Origin of the sequence: Paenibacillus sp. FSL H8-0315, from assembly GCF_038005365.1 — a bacterium.
Lineage (GTDB): Bacteria > Bacillota > Bacilli > Paenibacillales > Paenibacillaceae > Paenibacillus_AQ > Paenibacillus_AQ odorifer.
This window is the reverse complement of sequence record NZ_JBBOTA010000001.1, coordinates 3,535,796-3,557,534: the sequence shown is the minus strand read 5'-3', so window position 1 is coordinate 3,557,534 and position 21,739 is coordinate 3,535,796. Positions and strand designations below refer to the sequence as shown.

General features: G+C 43.3%; 21 protein-coding genes. 12 read left to right on the top strand and 9 right to left on the bottom strand.

The features are described from left to right. The first annotated feature begins 135 nt into the window (after positions 1-135). The 3 genes from MHB56_RS15565 (at position 136) to MHB56_RS15555 (ending at position 3,051) form a co-directional block, all read left to right on the top strand. On the top strand, positions 136-456 hold the full coding sequence (locus tag MHB56_RS15565; RefSeq protein ID WP_076126921.1) for an ArsR/SmtB family transcription factor: 321 nt from the start codon (positions 136-138) through the stop codon (positions 454-456). Between the two features lie 94 nt (positions 457-550). Beyond that, the gene (locus tag MHB56_RS15560) at positions 551-1,630 is read left to right on the top strand and encodes a saccharopine dehydrogenase (protein ID WP_341143729.1); all 1,080 of its coding nucleotides are present in this window, start codon (positions 551-553) and stop codon (positions 1,628-1,630) included. Between the two features lie 269 nt (positions 1,631-1,899). Further along, on the top strand, positions 1,900-3,051 hold the full coding sequence (locus tag MHB56_RS15555; protein ID WP_248549218.1) for a glycosyltransferase: 1,152 nt from the start codon (positions 1,900-1,902) through the stop codon (positions 3,049-3,051). A gap of 48 nt (positions 3,052-3,099) precedes the next feature. Here the strand turns inward: MHB56_RS15555 and MHB56_RS15550 are convergent, their stop codons facing one another. Beyond that, a complete protein-coding gene (locus MHB56_RS15550; RefSeq protein ID WP_341143728.1) occupies positions 3,100-3,441 on the bottom strand; it encodes a nitrous oxide-stimulated promoter family protein in 342 nt (113 codons plus the stop codon). Positions 3,442-3,646: 205 nt separating this feature from the next. Between MHB56_RS15550 and MHB56_RS15545 the strand changes: the two genes are divergently transcribed. The 3 genes from MHB56_RS15545 (at position 3,647) to MHB56_RS15535 (ending at position 7,331) form a co-directional block, all read left to right on the top strand. Then, positions 3,647-4,129, top strand: coding sequence for an RNA polymerase sigma factor (locus MHB56_RS15545; RefSeq protein WP_076187044.1), 483 nt, complete (start codon positions 3,647-3,649; stop codon positions 4,127-4,129). Continuing rightward, positions 4,126-4,734 (top strand): zf-HC2 domain-containing protein, encoded by a 609-nt coding sequence (locus MHB56_RS15540; protein ID WP_076126916.1) that lies wholly within the window; start codon positions 4,126-4,128, stop codon positions 4,732-4,734. The genes MHB56_RS15545 and MHB56_RS15540 overlap by 4 nt, the downstream gene beginning before the upstream one ends. 215 nt (positions 4,735-4,949) lie before the next feature. Next, positions 4,950-7,331, top strand: a complete 2,382-nt coding sequence (locus tag MHB56_RS15535; protein ID WP_248549193.1) for a GH36-type glycosyl hydrolase domain-containing protein — start codon at positions 4,950-4,952, stop codon at positions 7,329-7,331. Positions 7,332-7,405: 74 nt separating this feature from the next. Here MHB56_RS15535 and MHB56_RS15530 read toward each other — a convergent pair whose 3' ends face one another. The 5 genes from MHB56_RS15530 to MHB56_RS15510 form a co-directional block, all read right to left on the bottom strand. Next, positions 7,406-7,816, bottom strand: coding sequence for a hypothetical protein (locus MHB56_RS15530; protein ID WP_248549194.1), 411 nt, complete (start codon positions 7,814-7,816; stop codon positions 7,406-7,408). Further along, positions 7,809-8,258 carry a LytTR family DNA-binding domain-containing protein gene (locus MHB56_RS15525; protein ID WP_248549195.1) on the bottom strand — a complete coding sequence of 150 codons (450 nt, stop codon included), beginning with the start codon at positions 8,256-8,258 and terminating at the stop codon, positions 7,809-7,811. Before MHB56_RS15525 ends, MHB56_RS15530 begins: the two co-directional genes overlap by 8 nt. Before the next feature lie 208 nt (positions 8,259-8,466). Further along, positions 8,467-11,052: a metallophosphoesterase gene (locus MHB56_RS15520; protein WP_248549196.1), complete on the bottom strand. Its 2,586-nt coding sequence runs from the start codon at positions 11,050-11,052 to the stop codon at positions 8,467-8,469. A 3-nt stretch (positions 11,053-11,055) separates the two neighbouring features. After that, entirely contained in the window at positions 11,056-12,321 is a 1,266-nt protein-coding gene (locus tag MHB56_RS15515) for a class I SAM-dependent methyltransferase (protein ID WP_248549197.1), read from the bottom strand. A 25-nt stretch (positions 12,322-12,346) separates the two neighbouring features. Continuing rightward, the gene (locus MHB56_RS15510; protein WP_076126909.1) at positions 12,347-13,138 is read right to left on the bottom strand and encodes a nucleotidyltransferase domain-containing protein; all 792 of its coding nucleotides are present in this window, start codon (positions 13,136-13,138) and stop codon (positions 12,347-12,349) included. A gap of 229 nt (positions 13,139-13,367) precedes the next feature. On the opposite strand from MHB56_RS15510, the gene MHB56_RS15505 reads away from it, so the two are divergent. The 3 genes from MHB56_RS15505 (at position 13,368) to MHB56_RS15495 (ending at position 15,887) form a co-directional block, all read left to right on the top strand. Continuing rightward, entirely contained in the window at positions 13,368-14,681 is a 1,314-nt protein-coding gene (locus tag MHB56_RS15505; RefSeq protein ID WP_076303213.1) for a helix-turn-helix transcriptional regulator, read from the top strand. After that, positions 14,668-15,465, top strand: coding sequence for a WYL domain-containing protein (locus MHB56_RS15500; protein ID WP_076303214.1), 798 nt, complete (start codon positions 14,668-14,670; stop codon positions 15,463-15,465). The genes MHB56_RS15505 and MHB56_RS15500 overlap by 14 nt, the downstream gene beginning before the upstream one ends. 200 nt (positions 15,466-15,665) lie before the next feature. Beyond that, positions 15,666-15,887, top strand: a complete 222-nt coding sequence (locus MHB56_RS15495) for a helix-turn-helix domain-containing protein (RefSeq protein WP_076303215.1) — start codon at positions 15,666-15,668, stop codon at positions 15,885-15,887. Between the two features lie 143 nt (positions 15,888-16,030). Here MHB56_RS15495 and MHB56_RS15490 read toward each other — a convergent pair whose 3' ends face one another. Beyond that, positions 16,031-18,166: a pectate lyase family protein gene (locus tag MHB56_RS15490; RefSeq protein WP_076303216.1), complete on the bottom strand. Its 2,136-nt coding sequence runs from the start codon at positions 18,164-18,166 to the stop codon at positions 16,031-16,033. A gap of 343 nt (positions 18,167-18,509) precedes the next feature. Here MHB56_RS15490 and MHB56_RS15485 point away from each other — a divergent pair, with 343 nt between their 5' ends. Next, the gene (locus MHB56_RS15485; RefSeq protein WP_169744731.1) at positions 18,510-18,686 is read left to right on the top strand and encodes a hypothetical protein; all 177 of its coding nucleotides are present in this window, start codon (positions 18,510-18,512) and stop codon (positions 18,684-18,686) included. Positions 18,687-18,768: 82 nt separating this feature from the next. On the opposite strand, the gene MHB56_RS15480 is transcribed toward MHB56_RS15485, so the two are convergent. Continuing rightward, entirely contained in the window at positions 18,769-18,966 is a 198-nt protein-coding gene (locus MHB56_RS15480) for a helix-turn-helix domain-containing protein (RefSeq protein WP_076303217.1), read from the bottom strand. Positions 18,967-19,249: 283 nt separating this feature from the next. Between MHB56_RS15480 and MHB56_RS15475 the strand changes: the two genes are divergently transcribed. Both MHB56_RS15475 and MHB56_RS15470 read left to right on the top strand, forming a co-directional pair. Then, positions 19,250-19,720 carry a DinB family protein gene (locus MHB56_RS15475; protein ID WP_175620008.1) on the top strand — a complete coding sequence of 157 codons (471 nt, stop codon included), beginning with the start codon at positions 19,250-19,252 and terminating at the stop codon, positions 19,718-19,720. Positions 19,721-19,771: 51 nt separating this feature from the next. Beyond that, the gene (locus MHB56_RS15470; protein ID WP_076279925.1) at positions 19,772-20,218 is read left to right on the top strand and encodes a YdeI/OmpD-associated family protein; all 447 of its coding nucleotides are present in this window, start codon (positions 19,772-19,774) and stop codon (positions 20,216-20,218) included. Between the two features lie 204 nt (positions 20,219-20,422). On the opposite strand, the gene MHB56_RS15465 is transcribed toward MHB56_RS15470, so the two are convergent. Next, complete coding sequence (locus MHB56_RS15465) at positions 20,423-21,739, bottom strand: BaiN/RdsA family NAD(P)/FAD-dependent oxidoreductase (protein ID WP_076279924.1); 1,317 nt, start codon at positions 21,737-21,739, stop codon at positions 20,423-20,425.

Sequence of the window (21,739 nt, the reverse complement as noted above, 5' to 3'; positions counted from 1 at the left end):
ATATCCATATGTCCCTTGATTATATTTAATAAACTAGGATTCCTCCAAAATAACGGAGATTATCAACGCATTGAATTATTCCCTGAAATATATTATGATACGTTTAAACAATTAAACATTATAACGGAGGGAGTTATGAACGAATCTAATAGTAATCAGAAGGCGATTCACATTTTTGAGAATTTAAGCCCCTATTTCCAAGGCTTGGGAGATCCTATACGTCAGCAAATCATTGCATTGCTGATCGACAAAGAGAGTATGAATGTGAGCCAAATTGCAGAGCATATCCCCATGTCCCGGCCTACAGTCTCTCATCATCTGAAAATATTACGGCAAGCAGGGCTGCTTAAGGTTCAGAAGAAGGGCACGGAAATGTTCTACAGACTTGAGTTTGACGAAGCGATAGCGCTTATGAAACAACTTGTCCATTTCGTTGAAGAGGAATGCCAGTGCTAATGCCATTAACCTGACTAGCACTTGTCATTCCTATTTTTTTAAGCGATATGTTAAATAACTTAAACATATAAACATTTAAACGGAGGTTGCAGATATGCATAGGAAAAAGGTACTTATTGTAGGAGGATACGGTGCCGTCGGCAGACAAATTGCTCAAATATTACACGATCGACATCCCGATCTCGAGATTATATTGGGAGGAAGGTCACCGCAAAAAGCAGCACCTTTTGAGTCCACACGGGTACAAACAGTCGTAGTTGATAATAATGCGGATGATCCACTGCTTTATGCAGGCGATAATGTATCGCTAATCATCAATTCCGTCAACGATCTGCAGGATCGGCTACTTATGTCTGCAGTTAGAAGAAAAATCCCACTGATCGATCTTACTCGCTGGACAGAGATATTCCAACAATCAATCACAAAGTTAGAAAAAGCAGACCTCTATGCTCCTATCGTGCTTTCTTCGGGATGGATGGCGGGAACTGCTTCGCTGTTCGCCATGCTGCACTCGGCCACACTTCAAAACGTCGCCGTTGATATTCACGCGTTGTACTCTCTACGTGACAAAGCAGGACCCGACTCCGCGGCGTACATGGATCGTATGACCATTCCATTCCATATTACAGAACGGGGGGGAAAACGTCTTGTATTTCCAATGACTGACCCCATCAAAGTCCAATTTCCAGATGGATATACAGCAAAATGCTATCGGCTTGACACCCCAGATCATGTCACCTTGCCAACAGCTGGGCATATCGACTCCGCCAGCTTCCGCATCTCCTTCGACAGCAAAGCCTCCACCTCCATCCTTGTCGGACTAGTTAACAGCGGAATATGGAAGATGATCAGCGGAGACCGATTCCGTTCGCTTAGACGAAGACTGCTCTACAATCCTGGTACTGGCAGTGCACATCATATCCTTATTCATCTAAAGGGTCTGGATCATAATGGGCACTGGGTTAAACGGACAATAGCGATTTCTGACCCGCTTGGTCAGACTCATCTTACCGCTTTGGGAGCTGCTGTCCAAGCAGAAAAGCTATTGCGGATATCAAAGGAAGAACCATTGGTCCCAGGCATTTATTATCCAGAAGATCTACCTGATGAACGGATGGACATCTCTGAAATCACCAACTTTTTTAAACAATATGGGGTTCTTATATCTCACTAATAGCACTTCACATATACCGAGCATTCTGTCTACTACAATTAAGCGCACAGACAGTAAAGAACCCGCTAATATAGCGGGTTCTTTACAATAGAGATGAGACGGAGCTAGGTAAGTTCACAAAAATATAAAATCTTTGATTCGTGCTAAACCCTGTCCCCTGCCTATTTCCACCCTTAAAGGCGTTTGACTAGACCAGGCTAAAGTCCCTGAATATATTGTTATTATTTATCCTATTCAAGGGCTTTTATTAAATGGTGGGGGTGATCATTCTGGCTATCCGTTACAGCATCATAATTCCAACCTATAACCGACTTCAGCAGCTGCTACTTACACTCACTTCATTCGAGACACAGACCTATCCGAAGGATCGGTTCGAGGTGATCGTCGCAGATGACGGTTCTACAGATGGTACTAAGGAAATGGTCGAAAGCTTTCAAACTTCTTATCCGCTTATTTATGTCGCTCAGCAGGAACAACGCGGCCGTTCTGCCGTAAGAAATCTGGGGCTGAGTCAGGCAAAAGGGAAATACGTCATCTTCTGCGATGCTGATTTTCTGGTATTCCCTGAATTCATTAGGATCGTAAACCAGTATCACCGTAAATATCCTAAGTCGATAATTTCAGGTATTCCACACTCATGGGATGACGCTTATACCCACTACTACCCAGACTTTTCTCCTGAAGAAAAAGAACATTGCCGCAATACACTTTCGCCTTCTAACTTATGGAATCCTGACTTCGAATCAGCGACTGAAATCACCCCAATAATCACACCCAATGATATCCTTCAGCAGACGGAGACGTTATCAAAAGTCACCTTTGCCTCAAGAGTTCCTCCAAATACTAAAAAGCAATTTGCCAGCACAGATGTAGCCCCTTGGATGTTACTCGTCACACGTTGTGTGTCCATAAGACGCAGCCATTTAACTCGGGCTGGAGGTTTTAATGAACAGTTTATCCTCTATGGACTCGAAGATTGGGATCTTGGGTATCGACTGCATCGATTAAAAATCCCTTTTCACAGCATCAAAGAAGTTGTCGGCGTTCACCAAGAACATCCAACCCACTTCAGAGGAAATCTCATAAATATTGAGAATCTAAAAATCATGTTCAAAAGCTACGGGTTCAATGACTCTTCCCTAAATCTGTTCGCCCTTGTTCCTCCAAACGAAGACCTGGAGAAATACAAACATACTATACGGGTCTTGCGCAGAGGATACCGAACGAAGTCAACACGTTCATCAGCAATATTAATGAGAAGGACGTTACGGATTGCCGCCAAACAGCTCTATGAACCCATTGATACCGCCGTATACCAAGAGTCGTTAAGACGGATAAGTGTAAAAGTAAAGAGAAGAAAAAGCCGGGTTGCCAGTGTTTTGCGAGAGATTTTGGTGAAGGCTGAAAAGCTGGGAGAATGATATCTAAAAATACATTAAACCGGGCATCAAATGATGTCCGGTTTTCACTTATTTTCTCAATTTATTGGGTAGCGGAATATGCCTAATCGACTCAATGGGATGATAGAGCAGCATCCACGGACCAGAAAAACGCATAACCCCTTTAATTTTTTGGCGATAATCCGGTTTGTAACAATGAACAGGACATTTGGCACAAGCTGTTTTCTCTTCACCAAACTTACAATAGGCTAACCTCTTCAGCGCATACTCATTTAATTCCTGACATTCCTTACAAAAGCCTTTATGATGGTGTTTTTTCTTACAATATATACGAATCATTTTGGTAACAAGCTCTTGTTCTTTTTGAATTTTAGGACCCTCATTTAACTGCCGGTTTACCTTTGTTATCATATATGAACCCCCTTGTAACTTGTACAATAAGATCTCATGTAATTATAAAGGGTAAACCAACTGTGAAACCAGCCTTAACGCTGAACCTCCTTAATTCCCTCACATACCGGGGTTGAAAGGCGATAATTGTATAAATCAAATTTTTTTAAAAAAACTTGTAACGTTTATAGCTTTTTACGGATATATAACTTGAGGAGGTGAATGGATGGAGGACAACGAGCAATTATACAGGGAATATTCAACCCAAGTATATAAATTCGTATTTAGCTTTTGTCATAATCATTTGCTGGCAGAAGAAATCACCCAAGAAACTTTTTATAGAGCTATAAAATCGATAGATAAATACGATGGGACCTGCAAAGTATACGTTTGGCTTTGTCAAATTGCTAAACATGTGTGGTATCAGGAGCTGGACAAGCAGCGCAAGCGGAAGTCTGAGGAATTAGAAGACGCTCCTTTGGCTAACGCAAATTCAACAGAATCCCAGTTCATTTTTGCTCAGGACAAAATGGATTTATTTAAACAACTTCATTTACTTGATCCAAATACCAAAGAAGTATTATATCTGCGTTTGACCGGAGAATTCAGTTTTCGGGAAATTGGCGAAATTCTTGGCAGAGATGAGACCTGGGCAAGAGTTACCTTTTACCGTGGAAAACAAAAATTAATGAAAGGAAGATCTTCATGAAATGCGAGATCATTCAGGATTTATTACCTTCCTATATTGAAAAGCTAACCTCTGTACATAGTAACGAAGAAATCGAAAAACACCTGCAATCCTGTGAAAGCTGCCTTCAATCCTATAATGAAATGACCGCCACAGCAAATCTAAGTGTGCCTATTATTGATAAAGAGGAAGTTAACAAACTCAATTATTTTAAAAAAGTGAAAAAAAAGAATATAAAAACTCTCATTTTTTCCGTCTTATCGGTACTCATACTGGCTACAGCCCTTATTGGACTTTTTGTTATCGGTTTCCCTGTATCCTCTAAAGATGTAGTCATAGATTATCAGAAAACAAAGGATCGTTTGGAAGTTCATCTAACTTTGGAAAATGGCAAGGACCTCGTGTTCTCAGGAAAAACCAAATTTATCCGCGATGAGAATAATAATGTAATCGGTTCTGAAACTAGGTATACGCCTAGAGGTTTACTTCATAATCCCTTTGATGATGTAGGCAAAAAAGTTATGTTGGGGACGGAGATTCATACCGATCTAGATTTTCCAAACAAGTTTATTCTTGAATTCAAAGATAAAACTATGACGTTTGTTAATGGTGTTTTAGTGGAGTAGACATTGCCGCTAAAATAAAAAAAGACACCTTTTAAGGTGTCTTTCGCTTTACACCCTACTAAAAAAGTTAGCATTTTTGTTCGTTTTTTCGCTAAAATATAGGGTTATCGATTTACTAAAAGTATCTTATAATAAAATTACACATGGATATTTCACCTCTTTGTGAACGCGCGTTTATAGATCGGCCCATTAACCACTTAATAGGAGGAATGGTCATGCAATATGGTTATTTTGATGGAAAAAACAAGGAATACCTCATTACCAAGCCGAATACGCCTGCCCCTTGGGCGAATTACCTCGGCTCGCCGGAATACGGTGCAATCATCTCAGGTAACGCAGGCGGCTATAGCTTTGTAAAGTCTGGCGCAAATGGGCGGCATATCCGCTACCACTTCAACTCTAAGGACGAGCCCGGACGCTATATTTACGTGAGAGATTTGGAGAACGGGGATTATTGGTCCGGCTCTTGGCAGCCAGTGGGTAAAGATCTGGAGCAATATAAGTCGGTATGCCATCATGGAACCGGATACACGAACATCGTCTCGGACTACGATAACATCCATACAGAATCATTATATTATGTACCACTGAACAAAACCTACGAGGTGTGGCGCATGAAGGTGCGCAATGATGACTCCAAAGCACGCAAGCTGGCTCTCTTCGGATTTGTTGAATTAACCAACAATAACAACTATGAGCAGGATACCGTCAACCTTCAGTACACTCTGTTTATTTCACGGACCTACTATAAAAATAATATGATCCTTCAAGTCATCAATGAAAACACCCCCGAAGAACAAACCTGGAGATTCTTCGGCGCTGCAGGTGCAGAAGTTACCGCTTATGACGGTGACCGGGATACGTTCCTAGGCGATTACCGCAGTTATGGCAATCCGGCCTCTGTTGAGAACGGCCAATGCTCCAATTCATTAAACTACAATACTAACTCCTGCGGGGCCCTGCAGATTAACGTAGATTTGCAGCCGGGAGAAGAGAAAGAAATCGTATTTCTACTGGGACAGTATGATGAGAAAGGCGCTTCCGAGATTCTCAGCCATTATAAGGACTTGTCCGTGGTAAATAAAGAACTCGAAGAGTTAAAAGCATTCTGGCACAGCAAGCTTAACCGCTTCCAGGTCCAGACACCAAGCGATAACCTGAACAACATGATCAACACTTGGAATGCATATCAATGCTTTATCACTTTCATCTGGTCACGTGCAGCCTCCTTCCAATACTCCGGTCTTCGTAATGGACTCGGATATCGGGATACCGTGCAGGATATTCAAGGCATCATTCATCTGGATCATGAGATGGCCCTTGAACGTCTAAGACTGATGATATCCGCCCAGGTTTCCAACGGCGGTGGACTTCCGTTGGTGAAATTTGACCACAACCCTGGACATGAGGGCACACCGGATGATCCAGAATACGTGCGGGAAACCGGTCACCCCCATTATCGGGCCGATGACGCTTTATGGCTGTTCCCAACCGTCATTAAATACTTGAATGAAAGTGGCAACTGGGATTTCACAGATGAAATAATCCCTTATTCGGATAAAGGCGAGGGCACAGTGTACGAGCATTTGCGCCAGGCACTTCAGTTCAGTCTGGATCGTATGGGCGCACACGGCATGCCGGTTGGGCTTCATGCCGACTGGAACGATTGCCTACGGCTTGGAGCCAAGGGTGAGTCGTTGTTCGTCGCATTCCAGCTGTATATGGCATTCAAGGTGTTCATGGAAATTGCACAAAATAAGAACAAGCCTGAAGATATTCAATGGGCCCAGGGCCTGCTTGATGAGCTGGACGATAACATTCAAAAACACGCTTGGGAGAACGATCAATTCGTCCGCGGATTTACCGAAGACAACTATACCATCGGCTCCTGGGAGAATGATGAAGCCAAGATCTGGCTCAATCCACAAAGCTGGGCCGTATTAAGCGGCGCAGCCCGCCCGGATCAGGCGAAGCTCGCCATGGACAAAGTGTATGAGAATCTGCGGACCGATTACGGCACTATGTTATTCTACCCTCCGTTCCGTGAATACGGTTTGCCAGTAGCGTTGATGGCTCTTTTCAACGCCTCAACTAAGGAAAACGGCGGCATCTTCAGCCAGCCGCAGGGATGGCTCATTCTGGCGGAAACCATGATCGGCAACGGTGGGCGCGCGTTCGAATACTTCCTGAATTGCAGTCCGGCCAGCATGAACGATAAGGCTGAAATCCGTAAACTCGAGCCTTATGTACATGGCCAGTTTGTCGAGTCCAAGGACAGCCCATATCAAGGCCGAGCGCATGTCCACTGGCTGACCGGCACCGCTTCAACCGTGATGGTCTCCTTGGTGGAAGGCATTATGGGGGTTCAACCGCAATTTGATGGCCTTCGCCTCAACCCGTGTGTTCCTTCCGACTGGACAGACTTTTCCATGGTCCGGGAATTCCGTGGGAAGAAGCTGAACATCCAGGTGGAGAACAAGAAGGGTGTACAAAAAGGGGTTACCCATATCGTTATTAACGGTGAAGAAATTCAAGGCAACCTGATCCCGGTGGCCAAAATGGCGCCAGAAAACAACGTGCTCGTTATTATGGGTTAAGGCGTATTTATGAGGAATAGATAGGAGGACGGACCGATAAGGTGCGTCCTCCTGTTTTTACAATTAGAACGAGGTTATTTCAAAATTTTATTTAACTCCTCAGCTTGTTTCCTGCTATTAATTCTGGCGTAGAAATAGAAAGCTATAGTGTGCAGTATAACCGATAACAACAACATTCCAGGCAACCAGGGGCTTATGAAGTTGAACATTTCTTTTGAGAATAACCACACCATTCCCATTCCACCAAATATACTGAAGGTCGAAGAAATCAGAATATTCCAAAGCGGTCTTAACGTGAAATAGTTCCACAACACATTGTACATCACTCCGAATATCCCCGCGGAAATAATGGCGATACCTGCAATACGCCATAGATATAGCATATCAATAGGTTGATCCTTGAAAAACACAGTTAACAGTAGCGTTATCCATAAAGAAGTTAAAGTGAACACCTGAAAAAATGAATTTTTTAATTGATTAACCATGATAGTTCCTCCTGAAATTTTTAATATAATAGCGGCTGACAAAATAACAAGAACCATTCGTCAAAATCACTCTTATTCTTGCATTATCCGTTGCTGAGAACTCTTTTATGTAGCTGGTGTTGATTATGGTCTGATTATTAATTTTTATAAACTGAGGTGAATTCAGAACTTCCTCAACAAATTTCAATCGTGTATTAAGAAGAAACATTTCTCCCGTAATTACACGTACACTGCACATACGGCCTTCCGGCTCTATGACCGCGATTGAGCTGGATACAATCGAGACATTGCGATCATTTTTGGCGTTGATGACCATGATCCGTTTCTCCGATGTTTGAATGGCTACTTCGATATTTGCCCAATGTTCCTTTTCAGCCGGGTGGGTTGTTACTTTCGTAGTACCCCGGTCCATTTCTATGTCCTCTTCAAAAATGATTTCCAAGTTGTGCTTCCTCCTCTCAGGTTTCATATTATTATCAAAAAAGGCCTATGACCACTATCTTACGTTTTCTTGCATTAATTTGTCTGTTTGTTGCAAGATAGCTGTTTCCGCTTCCTCCCCGAACGAAAAAAGACTGCCGGGACCTTCCCGACAGCCTGAACTCATTCTCATAATTGGCAAACCAAGTTTCTTCGCCTGTAACAATCCTCTACAACCTCGGGTCGATCTCTTTCTCTTTCGTTACCTCGAATAACAGGTTTGCTGCAATTTGCTTGTAGTCCTCGTTGTCAGACGAGATCTCATCCAGCTTCACTTCTAGCATTTGTCTGCCCAGCCGGTGTTCGATTAAGGACGTCCGAAGCTTAGGAGCGATATTCTTCTGTTTCATCAGCTTGGCATACTTATGTGGAAACTTGTAGTCGTACCCGTAGATGATCGACAGGTAGCCCGGATTGCGGACCTTCATGTATGGGACTACCCCCTGCTGTTCTTGCTCCGGTTTGATTACAATTCCCTCCATATGTTTCTCTACCGTTATCTTTGCGAAATACTCCTCTGCTCTGATGTAGGCATCAGGCTCTTTCAAGTCCAAAACCAGAGATTCATCATCATTTAAGAACCTGTATAATTCGGAGGTTTTACCGTCAGGTACCCGTTCAGCACCATTCTCCAGTACTTCCTTCAGGATTGCAAAAGGTTTGTACGCTAATTCTGCATCACCCGCATACAACTCCAGTTGCTGCTTGTATACTCTGTAAGCTTCCTCACGCTGGTCAAGATCTACATACGATTCTCTTATGTCACGGACATGCTTAAAAGTCTGGTAAACATGAGGCCCATAGTTGTTGTTAAGCGCCTCTTTCGACATATGGTGCTGGTCTTGTTCAAACCCGCTTGCTTCAAAATCCTGTATCAGTTTACCCAGTGACTCCTCAAATCCATATTGTCTTAAGAAATCCAGCTCTGTCTCCAGCGCCTTGCTAATCGGCCGGAACTGACGCTCAATTAACCCATCCCCCAGCGCTTTCCAAGGCAGCAGCTCGCCATCCAGTAAAAGCACACGGATCCCCTGCTCAGCCATATAGGTTCCGAATCTATGCAGCAGTTGTTCGTAGATAGGCGTCAGATCGACCGCCTTAACCTTGTAGCCGTTCCGGCTAATTGCGTAACACTGCTCTATATCCCGGTAAAGGTACACACTACAGCGTGATCCCATATATTTAGGCTGCAGGACGACTTCAGATATACGACGCTCGGCAAAATAATCCAACCCTTTTCGCAGAGACTCAAGCTCACCGGCAGCCATATCCTTATCCGCAGGTGACATCGTCCCGGAGATGAAGTTGACCCGGTTCTGCGAGGAATACTGCAGTCTGCGCACAGACTCGTAATCAAGCTCTAACAAGGATACGGTTTGCTGTTCCCGGAACAGGATAGGTAGCTCTTCGTGCACCGTAGTCACATGCGATTTTTGACTTTTATAGAAAGGTTTAAACGACATGCGAACAGAAGTTAGTTCATTACCCTGCGCACTCCCTGTGTCGAGGTGGAGTTTGTTTTTGATCCGAAAAGTCTGCTTGGCTGCAATATGTCCGAAGAGATGAAAGGGGTGATTACTCACAGCCTCTTGCTTTAGGAAATCAAGCTGTTCCTCAAAGGAAACCTCACGATCCAGCCGAAAGTTACGCTGATGGCGTAGTGAATTCGTATCCAGCTTACCAATGTACTTATTACGGCAAGGAGCATGAGTAACATAAAAAGAAGGACCTTGCATACCTATATAGCGGTAAAAGGGCTGAGATTGCTCCACTAAAGCCGAAAATTTACTAAAAAGCGCGGTATCCTCCTTAAGCACTTGGGTGGAATCAAAGTACGTTCTTAGCAGTTCCGGATCGGTTCCTTGAATCTCACCCTTTACGTACTTGTATACAAAGTTCTCGTGATTGCCCATAACAAATAGGAAATGCTCGCGGTTATCAAATAAGAACTCAATCGTCTCCCGTGTCTTTTTGCCCTTATCAATCCAGTCACCAGCAAGAATGACTCGTGTGTTACTGAGCTTATCTGTTGCACTTAACTTACCTTCGTGCACCCTGTAGCCGTAATTACGTAATAGTCCCTGAAGCTCTTCGACGCACTCATGAACATCCCCAACCACAATATACTCTTGTGCTTGTAGAAGTACCGTAGATGCGTAAGTATCCCAATCCTGTATAATCACCCGGTAGTCCGGGTTAGGTATCCCTTCACCCTCGAGAATAAAATCTTTAGCACGCACTTTATGAATCTTGTTGTAACCTTCCCGTGACAGAACAGGCAGGACTTCTTTTCTCAGCCGGTTTAAATGATTGGAGATCAGCTTCTTCGAGCGCTCCGAGACGTAGTAATCCTCCCGTTTGCGGTAATCAAACAGAATAACCTCCAGATTATAATTATTTTGCCCGGCGATCTCACGGACTTTACTACGGTAATCTTCGGATAGCCCAATGGTATCCATCACCACAAACTCCGCATTAATCGGAAAAGAAGTGACTAACTTCAATCTCTCAAACAATAATTGAAAGGTATGCGAACTCGCCTCCAGCATAACCTGATCATACTTATCATAGTCGTAGCCCAATATCTCCTGGCGGATACTATCCGAGGATAAATACTGCACATTCGTACGTAAACCTTTGGAGGCATCCTCTAGTTTTAACTGCGGGATCAGAACTTCTTTAGCAAAAGTTGATTTCCCGCATTCCGTTGCTCCTACAAGCAGAAATATGGTATGTACACGCGTTTGAATTTCCACTGTCTACTCCTCCTTTCTTCGCACAATAGCGCATTGCGTCGTACGGATCTCGCCAACCCGGTCACCAACCATCAAATATTCAACCTCGACTGCTAAACCTTGAACCGTATCCAAAACCCACTGCACGAACGCTTCCTGTCCCATTTCCCACTTGTGATCTTCATGCCGGAATCCTTCCAGCTCATAGTAACGATTGAAATCAGCATTTGGTGTCGTCACAATAAGCTGTTGAAAATTCACATTACCGATTATTTGCTGAATAAGCTCTGCCGCTTCACCCTCACTCATGTGCTCTACAACTTCTGTTAGAATCACATCAACCTGCTCCCCATTGTACGACTCCAGAAAATGGTCCAGTGAGCCAAAGGTTGCAATGTTATCAATGTCCTTAGCTTTCGCTTTCCGATTCACAACCTCCAGCAACGCCTCGGCTATATCTACCGCATAATAGGTGCTCTCTATTTTTCCGGCAAACGGAATTGCATAGAAACCTTCTCCGCAGCCAATGTCCAGAATCGGCTTATTGAATGGAAGCACACTCGAAATAAAAGTACGCCGCTGCATCGCAGTACCGCCATACTCCAGCCCAATAGAATACTGGTCTGTTTGTTCGATGGAGGCTTTATATCGCTTGAACCGTTCCTTAGAGGTAAGGAAATTCCTTGCAAATAGACTTCTTATATAAAAAGGTGCCTCAATGACGTTAAGGCTGCGGATATATTTATCCAAAATAGCATCCGAAATATCTATGTACTCATCCCCAAATATGGATAAGAACAAGGACAGCACACCAACAACATGTAAGAGGTGATACAAGCTTTTATGTGTGGTAATCGTCAGGGAATAGCTCTTATGTGCCTGATGCTGCAAGGAGAAGGTATATCCCTTTAAATGCTTTTGGAAAAATTCAATATAGTGTATCCGCTCAACCTGAACCATATTGATGAAAAAAGAATGCTCATATCCTTCTTCATCCCGTTCATCCTGGGCTTTGAAGGGTGTAGAGAAAAACTCATTGACCGCATTAAGCGGAAATAGAGGTGTATTAAACCGGGAGACATTTAGATACTCAAAGCTCTCGCTTCCATTCTGCTTGTAGGATATATCGTTATCTGCGTCCTTAAAATATACGTTATAAGTTGCCTCATCAGAATACCATCCATACGCCACTCCCTGACGAACCGGACGAAGCTGCATACCTGTCACTGGATTTTTTTTAATTAAAAAAGTGAATTTTGGATTCGTAGATTTCAGTTGTACAATAGCCACTACCATCTTCCTCCTATCAATCTTTCTATAGGGCCCGTCCCCATACTTCCTGTAAAGCTTCTCGAAATAGAGCATCCAGCTGATGATCTCTGTTGTTCTCCTTAGCATTCAAGGACGCCGCCACCTTATCCAACACTTGGAACTGTTCTTCTAAATAATCGTTAATCGCGGTTAGCTGCGGCTCGTAGTCTAGTTCCTCACCGGATTTTTTTCGTGCCAGCAATTGCTGAATCACCTGCCACAGCTCTTCATCCTGCGGAATAAGCCGCTCTACCAGTACATCGAACTCCATCGGCGGCATCTCTCCATATCGGTGAGTCCATTCACAGGCTAGAACGGGACGAAGTACATAAAAGTACTTTTTGATCTTGACCTGTTCGCCTTGCAAATAATCACGGTAGTTCCCTCTTGCCATGTTTAAGTAATGGTACATACAAGACTTCGGTGAAAATGTGTACGGGGAAATGCTTCTAAGCTTCTCTGCTGTACTGTACTTTTCTGCATATTGAATGGGTGATTGCAGCCACTCCAGCAGCGGTGGATTAGACTTCCGAAATAAATTCAGTGCTTTCCGCAAATCCCAGCCATTGATATCAAGCATATTGTTAATAGGACGCTCGATCACATCCCGCTTATCAAAAATAGATAGATACCATTCCGGTTTATGCAGATAAATAAATCTCACATCATAATCACTGTCCTGCGATGGGAATCCCCACGCCCGGCTACCTGATTCGCAGGCATACAATATTGTAACTTGCTCCTCCTGTTCAATCTGTTCCAGCTGCTCACGGATAAGCTTGTTTATAGGATCCATCTTCATCCCTCCAGATCGGTTACTTCCCTATTCTCTACCCTTGTTACTATTCGAACGCCTCATCAGAATTGCTTCGGCTTCATGGATCTATCTTCGCTCATCTTCCCTGTAACGAACAGGGCGGAAGTATGGCGGCGGCCAAAAACACTTCCATTTTATTCAACTCTGGTGCTTAATATAATGAGTACTACTATTTTTAATGGATTCGCTACAGGCTGGAGGGATACAAATGGCCCGGGAAAGTTTTGATAAGGAGATTCAATTTCTTCGCATGCTCTCTTTAGCGGGGGGAGCTTACAGCAGACAACAATTCGCCGATCGTCTCGGCATTTCTGTACATACCTATGACAAAACGCTGCGCAACCTGAAGGGCATGGTAACCGTCTTACAACAGGACCTGCCTACAGAACAAGGAACAGAACTCTCTGAGTGGCTCCGCTATAACTACTATGAATCTGCCGACCCGCTGCTCCTGTTCTTGTTCCGGGCGAAGTCGCTTAAGGAAACGGAGAGCATCCGGCTTACTCTATTATTAACTGCGCTTCAGACTCAGGAGCTAACAGCTAAAGATCTACAGGATGTCTGCAGTGAGCAAATGCCAACCCATTATCCAATGCCCGATGAGAAGACCATCCGTGGAGATCTGAAATACCTTGAGGAAGTTGGCGTTATTCTTCGTGTAAACGAAGGCCGCCCTTATCGATACAAGGCTGCTAACGATCTGATTGATCAATTATCCGGCGATCAGCTCTTGGATCTTTACGACTATGTTGATGTCATCGCCAACACGCAAACTCCGTCTGTGCAAGGTTACCTGCTGCGCGACACCTTAAAAAAGGTTCTGCGGAAGCGGGGTTATAACCTCGAAGCTACGGAAACTCATAGATACAAATATAATTATCATTCACGTATTCTTGATGAGGCACACCTATATACGATATTTGCAGCGATTCAGCAACGAAAAAAAATTAAGTTTCTATATCTATCCCCTAAAAAGGGCAAAAACTACGCCTCTCAGAATACCAATCCTCTCTTTGAGCGGGAAACAAGGGGCGTCACAGAAACTGTTCTTCCGCTCCGCGTCATCTATGACCATCAATATGGGCGCTGGTATTTAATCGGACATAATTCACGTATGGGCATCATGAAATTCCGAATGGAGGGCCTTACTCAAATTGAGGAGGGCGACACTGTGGAAGAAGCAGAGTTTGCTCTGAAACTCAGCAATCTAGAAGAACAGATGACAAACAGCTGGGTTATAGATACCACCCGTGCGATTAAAGTGGTGGCAAGATTTTATAACCCCAATCGCTCGGGTGTTAATTTTATTCGGGAGCGGGTTGAAGCGCAGGGACAGTGGGGAGAAATTACGGAAGAGTCCGATTCTACATTCCTTTATGAGATCACAGTGAATGGTATTTATGAAATTAAGCCGTGGTTACGAAGCTTTGGTTCGAGCTGCGAGGTATTAGAACCCCCTTGGCTGCGTAAGCAGTTTATCGCGGAGTGGAAGGAGATTCACAGCTATTATGAATCCATTTGAGAAAATATTTAACTTCCAAATCATTTCACGCCTCGACGAAGTGGGTTCATTAGCGCTGACCTCCCAGGAACGTTCCTGGCTGAAAACCATGTTAATGCACCCGGCCTCAGAAGCAGCTTTTACACTGGATACCTTAAGTAAATTGAACGCCATATTGGAGGCAGAAGCGTCCACAGAAGTGCAGGGAATTATTATGGAGAAAGCTAAAAGCAAAGAGCGGCAGGTCTATCATCCAATGCTTCGTACACTCCGCCGTATAATCATGCAGAATCAAGCGATCCTTATTACTTTCCATATTAAGCATGGAGGCCAACGAACTGACCAAACCGGGTTCCCTCATAAGCTGGAATACAACATGTATAAGCGGGAGTGGTATCTGCAATGGTACAGCACCCGGCAACGTTCTCTTATGTCCACTAAACTAAAAAACATTATTTCTGTTGAAGTAGCTCCCTTCCCTGCCAAACGGATTAATGATTTAAAAGCAAGGATAATACGATTATTAGAGGATCAGAAGGAATGTGCATGTATTCAAGTCATCCCCACCTTTAATGCTGAGCTATCACGAATTCTGTACGCCTTTTCCTGTTTTGATAAATCCGTGTCCTTTGATGAAAATTCGGGTATCTATCGAATCAAAGTCATCTACATGAGAGACGATAGCGAATTCCTATTGTCCAAAATCCGTTTTCTTGGCCTCCGCGTAAAAATCGTCGAGGGTGAGCATCTTAAGCGGCGCATGCTGAAATCCGCAGCTATGGCGATTGACCGGTATGGGGAATAACCGAGAATTGGTATAAGCTGGTCAACTATCCTGAAGTGCTGAAACGTGCTTATATAGTAAAGTAAAAGACACGGTTAAGATGTCTTTTACTTTACTTACAGCAGCTTTCTTAAAAACTGAGAGGTTTATTCTCATGAAAAGAAAATCCGTCTTATGCATATAGTCAAGATGAAAACTCAGAGTTAGTGAGGGGATTAGAAGTGGGAAAGAGAGTTATAGTGAAAATTTCAGAATTGACCAAAAAACGTAAGATTTCCCTACGAGAATTGTCCAGAATATCCGATGTCCGACATGCCGCATTAAGTGAGTTAGCTAATGGAAAAAGGGAGAATATTAACTTTAGTCATATAGGCAAAATTGCAGAAGCTTTAAATATTGAGGATATTCGTGAGATTATTGATTTGGTTGATGATAAAGATTAATCAAATCAACACAAAATTAATAGTTTTTGAATCGACAATAACTCAAGTAATAAGATCATAAGAAAAAGCAAAGAAAAGCGCCCCCTACAGGTCGCTTTTCTGCTTTTCTGATACTCCATATTAAAGTAGAGGCAGCCATTCCCCTATTCCAGCTTCATATAGTATAGATTCGCCGTACTATCTTTTGTAATGGTATGTGCACCTGCGGCTAGAGAGACAGTGGCAATGCCATTGGTTATAGGATAACTTGTTCCATCCACTTTGATTTTCGTTCCCTCTGTGTTGAATACTAGGGTTAGCGTTGAAGCTTTAGCAGCAGTGAATTGAATGCTGGTAACACTCTCGATTTTTAGACATTGGGTTAGGGTTAAACCCTGATAGGCCACAGTTCCCTTACTTGTTGAGAGATTGCCTTGAATATTGAAGAAGCTGCTTGTTGTTCCATCCGTAGTAAAGTTGTGAACGGTTGCTCCCGCTGTCGGCACTGGCGTTGTCGTCGGTGCTGGAGTCGCTGTTGGAGCTGGGGTCGCTGTTGGCACAGGAGTTACTGTTGGCGTAGGTGTTACTGATGGAGTCGGAGTCGGGTTCGTTGGGTTTGAATTCCCCCCTACAGAGACAAGTCCCGTTGTGTAGCTTCTGATTGCAGACATCAGCGCTGTATTCAACGCATACGAAACGTCATCCACTGAATCATTAAATTCCCATGTGAAGTCTCCGCCATTCAGACGTCCGGCTTTTGCCATAACAATCTGTTCAACATTGCTTACGTTATCAATATTAGATACGTTCACTCCTGTATTTACGCTCGTGTCGAAGTTGTTATAGGCTGTTCCGCCTTTTAATGCTTTGTATGAGCTTGGGACGGTTTCATTTCTTGACGAAGCTAAGTAAGCATCAAATGAGGTAACATTAGCAGGAGCTGTCCCTGTGTTTGAATTCGCATAGATGAGACTTGAAGCCTCTACAATAAGATTGTTATAGGCTTTAATCACACCTCCATTTTCGCCTGAGAATGTGCCCTCCCCTAAAGCATCTGTACCTTGTAAGGAGATCATCATTGGAAACTTAGCATGTCTAAAATAATTAGATTCTACAAAAGCTGAAGCACCTGTAGTAACACCCACACCGTATTTGGAGATACCATCGAAAAAGTTGTTATAGATATGGACGGATGCCACTCTAATCCGCGGATGACGGGAGTCCGAATGGTCAAACCAGTTGTGGTGGAAGGTAACAAAAAATTCAGCCGGCTCACTCAAACCAACTAGCGAAGATTTTCCGGAATCCCAGTAATGGTTGTAAGAGATTGTAATATAGTTGGATCCATTTTTAAGGTCTGTGGAACCGTCGCCCTTGGCTTGGTCTGCATCGCCTCCAGCAGCTCCATAAAAAATATCATTATTATGCACCCAGACATTCATATTGCCAGAATCCATTGAAATGCCATCGTCGGGGAATAACATTACACCCAGGTTTCTTACTTCCACATTACCTACATATCTTAGAAGCATTCCCCAACCGTATGCGTAAGCATCATTTCCGATACCTTCAATAGTAATATTCATTTCCGAATAATTGTTTTTACCTTTGACTTCAAGATACCCACTGCTGTTAAGCTGTCCACTCAGATCAGCAGCTGTAACTTTTCCGATAATTCGAATCGCAAGTGGAGTTGTATCATAGCCTTTTTGTCTCAGTGCCAGAATACCGCCCAGGCCAACCCCTGTTTGTACAGCGCCGGAGCTGTTGATTTTCACACCAAGGGTTACGGTTTGCGCAGTCTGAGATGTTATATACAGCACTTGAGCACCATTCTTGAGGGTTCCATTCTCATTATAAGCCCCTGATCCCGTACCATATTGCGAGCTAGTCGAAAAAGCAAACCCAGAACGGTCATATGACGTTACGGATAGCGGATTTGAAACCGCACTTACCGTCCCACCCCCTGACAACGTAGCTTCAACTTTCATCACATAATTTCCGGCTGCAAGCCCTACAGCATCCGCTCTCCAGTAGGAAGGATATTTGCGGATTAACTCATTATTAATTTGTTGATACCCAGAATCCGCTGCACTTGCCAATTTAACATAAACGTTATACCCTGTCGCATTGCTTACAGGTGACCATTCCACATATGCCGTTTCATTCCAGCCTCCACTGCCTGTTACCGCAAGACCAGCAGCATGCACCACCGTATTTGTCCATCCACCTACTATTAAAGAAAGAGCAAGAGAAAACAACACAACAATACTGGTTACCTTTGCAACTCTTTTTTTCATTTTATTTCCTCCCGATTTTAATTTGTTGCAGATATCATTGTAACCGCTTGCAAAAAATGAAGTTTCTCTTTTCACCTCCTAAATATTTAGAAAGAGATCCTGCATCTAGCCCCTGTCCCCCTTCGAAAATAATACAAATTCTGGAACCAGAACACGTTCAACATATCAAAACTAAAAAAGGTTCCGAAACAATCATTTACTCATATCTCCCCTATCTAACCGTGTTCTGAGCTAATGATTATAGGACAGCGAATGGATTGTGATCATACAACACGAATAGCCACACAGTAGCCAGCACATAATAAAATTCACAACCATTAGGTAATCAAGGAGGAATTTTCAATTGAGCGCAAATAAACCAGACAAGAATCTGATCAACACCGTAAAAGATTTGGAAGCCACGCCCGTAAACAGCCTGGAAGCCCAACAGCAACAACAAGCCCGTAATGATCGCCGCAAGCAATCTCAGCATGACAGCGACGGAAAATTCACGGAAAATGAAACCGGGAACTTTCATTAAAGTCGGGGATAATGTTGGCATCTTCTTTTCAAGCTGCAATAACGTAAAAAGACACCCTTCAAGGTGTCTTTTCTTTTACTACCTATGGAGCCGTATCATAATGTATTTTCCTCTGATCAATACGTATCAACTGCTCATCCTGTAATCCAAGCAATGATTTTGTCACGGTCTCACGCGCCGTTCCTGTCATATCCGCCAGGTGTTGATGCGTTAATTTCAAATCGATTAGAACACCTTTATCAGAGGGCACTCCGTGCTGTTCTGTTAGACGCAACAACACGTGAGCAACTCCAGATAGAACCAGATAGTGCTCCTCTCCCTCTTCACCCTCAAAAAAGATGGACTCTCCTTTTATATAAGTACGCTCGCCACATACCTTAGCAATTTCAGCTAATTATTCATCATCAAGATGTTCAAAGAACGGAAAATCCCGTAACAGTTGGGTTTGTGATTGAGTATGTTTCACAAATTTTCCAAATGAACCATCACAAAATGGAAGGTTTTGGTTGTTTAGGACAAGAATAAAGTTAAGATTCTAAATTTCGAGAAGTGAGTTGATGAACATGAGTGATAAGATGGTGGCTGTTTTAAGAAGACAGTTTGATCCAACCGTAGAAATGTTGAAGAATCTTATCGAAGTATGTCCTGATCATTTTTGGAAGAATGCCAAGCATAAATACTGGAAGCATATATTCCACGCTACAACCAGCATGAAATTTTGGTTTAGGCAGCAGAAGGATGAAGAATTCACGATACCTGACTTCGGTAAAGATATAACAGAAGACTTAGATAAGGAGTGCTCTGACTACCCTACTAAGGAAGAAATGACGGAGTACGTAGAGGAGATATTGAGTGTGGCTCGTAATTTTTTTGCTGAACTTACTGACGGCAGATTATTGGAACCATGTGTACTATACGAAGAAATAACTAAAACTGATGTTATCCTCATGCAGATAAGGCATGTTCAACATCATATAGGTTATTGCAACAGCATATTGAATTCGAATCACCTACAAACAGCAAAGTGGCTATGATAAAATTAGTGACCGAAATCAGCTTCTTTACCACGAGGAGTGTTATTTAGTATGGTTTATGAATTTGATAGTGAGATAAGGCTGCTGGAAGGTAAAATGAAATGGAAAGTAGTCTATTTCCCCTATTCAGTAAGGGAGATATTCAATACTAATGGTAAAGTACCTATTCAAATCTCTGTTGACGGGCACGAATTTGACCATACTTTATTGCCGTCAAAGAATGGGCATTATTTTGTTTATAACGAATTTATTCGAAGAGCAGTACAAAAAGAGCTCGGTGATACATTACATATAATACTTAAGAAATGTGAGGAAAATCGTAAACTGATTGTGCCTGATTACATTACTACAAACCTTGAAGAGTACCACATGCTGAATACATTTCTAAACCAGCCTGATTACATTAAACGAGAGCAGATTAATTATATTGAGCTTGCTAAAAAGGAAGATACAAAAAATAGACGAATACTAACTCTAATTGATAAACTTAAGGATTAATAAAGAGACGACAATAAAGTTGAGGTAAAATAAAGACATCAGAGTTAAGCAACGAATAAAATGAGCACAAAACTTTAAAAAATCACAAAAAAAGCGATGAGAAACAATCCTCATCGCTTTCACATTACTAAAACCAGACTTGTTACAGCAAACCTCTGCCATAGTAATAGATGATCGTTTAAGAGTCAGCAACCCTCTGCCCCCTTACGTGGTGCTGGCACGTCGATTAGCAAGCGCCATAGCAGCGGCGTAGCCGGAGCTCCAAGCCCATTGCAGGTTATAGCCGCCGCAATCTCCATCCACATCCATCACTTCACCTGCCAAATACAGCCCAGGGACTAACTTAGATTCTAACGTTCCTTCGGTTAGCTCCGTCGTATCGATGCCACCGGCTGTTGTTTGTGCATTCGTGAAGCTATTGGTATCGGTCACTTTAAATTCCCAATGCTTTAAGATTCGATAAAATATTTTCTTGGTTTTCCATGATAAATCCATACAAAGCAAGTGCGGCTGTTGATCAATTCCAGCCTCCTTCAGCAGAACTGGAATCAGTTTCTTGCTGACGATGCCCACAAAAGAATCGGCAACCGTCCGGTGTCCGAAGATCCCCCAGTGGATCTCCAGAAAATCAATTAACTCTTCCTCCGTCCGCTCCGGCATTAAATCAACCGACAATGTCACCGATTCTCCTATTCCGAGATTATACGCAGCCTTTCTGCTGAGCTGAAGTATGGGCGGGCCCGAGATACCATAGTCCGTAAAAAGAATCTCACCAGACTCAGTGCGGATGACTTCATTGTTTACGATAACATGGGCCTCTCCCTCAAATTTGATGCCCGATAGTTCCTTCAAATACGGATAATCCAGCTTCAATTGTACAATGCCTGGCACCGGGTTGATCAGGGTGTGCCCCAGGCGTTGGACAAGCGTATAACCGGATCCGTCCGTTCCCGTTTTGGGAGCGGTAAGGCCGCCTGCACATAGAAAAAGATAGTCGCTGGTATACACAACCTGTTCCTCTGTCTCCGTCTGGCAGGTTATCGCGAACCGCGGATGTCCCGCCGAAACGGTAACATCCAACACTTTATGTTTATAATATACGGGAACATTCCGATCCTCCAGCGCCAGCTTAAATACACCCGGCACCGAAGCCGCCTGCAGCGACATCGGATACATCCGGCCATTCTCCAAGCTTACAAAAGGAAGCCCGAGTGAGGAGAAAAATTCGATCGTTTGGCGGACACCGAATTGCCGCAATACATGTATTGGGAATCCTTCCTGATTACTGTGATACTTGCGTGATAAAGCGGCCGCTTCATCCGTACCGGTGGCGGTGGATTGGTTCGTAATGTTGCAACGCCCGTTACCCGTCGTTATTATTTTCTTCCCAAGCCGGTCATTGCTTTCAATAATTGCTGTATCAATACCTTGATCCCTCGCTGTAACTGCAGCCATTAGACCTGCAGCACCCCCACCGATAATGAACAGCTCGTGGTGCTTAGAAGTCTGATCCTTATACAT

Excerpts from the sequence above, each read along its gene's own strand:
- MHB56_RS15565 (WP_076126921.1), top strand. The coding sequence starts at position 136 with ATGAACGAATCTAATAGTAATCAGAAGGCGATTCACATTTTTGAGAAT.
- MHB56_RS15510 (WP_076126909.1), bottom strand. The coding sequence starts at position 13,138 with ATGGATCCTATAAACAAGCTTATCCGTGAGCAGCTGGAACAGATTGAA.
- MHB56_RS15560 (WP_341143729.1), top strand. The coding sequence starts at position 551 with ATGCATAGGAAAAAGGTACTTATTGTAGGAGGATACGGTGCCGTCGGC.
- MHB56_RS15545 (WP_076187044.1), top strand. The coding sequence starts at position 3,647 with ATGGAGGACAACGAGCAATTATACAGGGAATATTCAACCCAAGTATAT.
- MHB56_RS15535 (WP_248549193.1), top strand. The coding sequence starts at position 4,950 with ATGCAATATGGTTATTTTGATGGAAAAAACAAGGAATACCTCATTACC.
- MHB56_RS15490 (WP_076303216.1), bottom strand. The coding sequence starts at position 18,166 with ATGAAAAAAAGAGTTGCAAAGGTAACCAGTATTGTTGTGTTGTTTTCT.
- MHB56_RS15540 (WP_076126916.1), top strand. The coding sequence starts at position 4,126 with ATGAAATGCGAGATCATTCAGGATTTATTACCTTCCTATATTGAAAAG.
- MHB56_RS15465 (WP_076279924.1), bottom strand. The coding sequence starts at position 21,739 with ATGTATAAGGATCAGACTTCTAAGCACCACGAGCTGTTCATTATCGGT.
- MHB56_RS15500 (WP_076303214.1), top strand. The coding sequence starts at position 14,668 with ATGAATCCATTTGAGAAAATATTTAACTTCCAAATCATTTCACGCCTC.
- MHB56_RS15530 (WP_248549194.1), bottom strand. The coding sequence starts at position 7,816 with ATGGTTAATCAATTAAAAAATTCATTTTTTCAGGTGTTCACTTTAACT.
- MHB56_RS15475 (WP_175620008.1), top strand. The coding sequence starts at position 19,250 with ATGAGTGATAAGATGGTGGCTGTTTTAAGAAGACAGTTTGATCCAACC.
- MHB56_RS15470 (WP_076279925.1), top strand. The coding sequence starts at position 19,772 with ATGGTTTATGAATTTGATAGTGAGATAAGGCTGCTGGAAGGTAAAATG.
- MHB56_RS15550 (WP_341143728.1), bottom strand. The coding sequence starts at position 3,441 with ATGATAACAAAGGTAAACCGGCAGTTAAATGAGGGTCCTAAAATTCAA.
- MHB56_RS15505 (WP_076303213.1), top strand. The coding sequence starts at position 13,368 with ATGGCCCGGGAAAGTTTTGATAAGGAGATTCAATTTCTTCGCATGCTC.